We start from the raw sequence: 1,252 nt of genomic DNA on the forward strand, positions 1-1,252 counted from the left end.
AGGTACGGAGGCTACTAGCTGTGATATTGCCTATAAATTTACGGCAGAAGAGCTTGAAAAGAAAGGAAGCCTGGATTTAATTCATACGATGAATCAAATGCAGCACGTACAAGAACAGTATGTGTGGAAGTATTTTTCGTCTATTGATGATTTAACTGAACATCGAAAAAGAGCATTAAAAGATTGTATTGCTCATATGAAAAAGAATCCCGAAGCCTATCAGTACGGAGCACTTCCTAATTTGCCGTTTCAAAAGAACGAGTTTGATTTAACGCTTTGTGCAAACTTTTTATTTATGTACAGCGACCGGTTAGATTATACGTTTCATTTAGAAGCTTTAAAAGAACTGATACGCGTTACAAAAGAGGAAGTACGTTTATTTCCTTTAACGAATTTGAGCGGCAAGATTTCTACCTATTTGCCGCAGCTGTTAGAAGAGATTGCGCCTCTAGTAAAGGGAACAGAAATAGCAGACGTCCCGTACGAATTTCAAAAAGGTGCCAATCAAATGCTGAAAATATATGTATAACAAATATAACGAAAGCCACTTTTAGTTAAAGCGGCTTTTTAACATTCAAACGTTTTTTGGCAGTTTGAGTATGTTTCGTTATGGTTTCAGATCCAAGCGCTTTAGCTAAACCGAACAAAGGCATATTCACGTATACTGATTCATAATTTCCTGCAGGAATGACGTACGTTTCATGATAAATGCCCACTGCATTTGTTTTTGAAGCCTGTTTATAAAAAGAATTCCAAGCTTTTAAGTGCTGAGGACCTTTTGCATAGGAGGTCAATTGATCAACTGACTCCCAATATTGAATCAGCGTGATGGTTCTTAAATTAAAAGATCCTTGCAAAGATAAAAAGCCAAGTTTTTTGTTTGTATACAATTCGCGAATCATAGGAGGCATTGCTTTAAATACAGGGAACCATTTGTGTACGGCTGTCCATTTATTAATGCGCATTCCTATAACAAAGACGACCAACTCCTGACCGGGCTTAGCCATCACACGATTGGAATGAATCATAAATTATGCGCCTCCTCATCATATAATTTATTAATCGTATCTTTGCACCATTCTATCGAAGCACACGTTGTTCGTTTACCGTAGTCTAGGGTAATAAGCCAATACGTTCTGTCGGGAGAAGGGCTGTTAGAAATGCTGTCTTCGATTCCGCAATACATGTGATAACGTTCAGTTAGTTTCTGCTGAGCGTTTTTTAACTGGGAAATTGTGAGCTGCTTTTCTTG

Annotated in this window: 3 protein-coding genes; 1 reads left to right on the top strand and 2 read right to left on the bottom strand. The window is 37.8% G+C overall.

Annotated features, from left to right (window positions below):
• Positions 1 to 529: SAM-dependent methyltransferase (locus AC1DRF_RS28410; RefSeq protein WP_477742361.1), on the top strand; the 529-nt coding region annotated here is incomplete at its 5' end.
• A gap of 25 nt (positions 530 to 554) precedes the next feature.
• On the opposite strand, the gene AC1DRF_RS28415 is transcribed toward AC1DRF_RS28410, so the two are convergent.
• Together AC1DRF_RS28415 and AC1DRF_RS28420 are read right to left on the bottom strand one after the other, a co-directional pair.
• Positions 555 to 1,028, bottom strand: coding sequence for a DUF4188 domain-containing protein (locus AC1DRF_RS28415; protein ID WP_013083386.1), 474 nt, complete (start codon positions 1,026 to 1,028; stop codon positions 555 to 557).
• A partial coding sequence (locus AC1DRF_RS28420) for a virulence activator alpha C-terminal domain-containing protein (protein WP_477742362.1) occupies positions 1,025 to 1,252 on the bottom strand: 228 nt, incomplete at its 5' end. The genes AC1DRF_RS28415 and AC1DRF_RS28420, both read right to left, overlap by 4 nt.

This window comes from Priestia sp. P5_B4, from assembly GCF_056400385.1.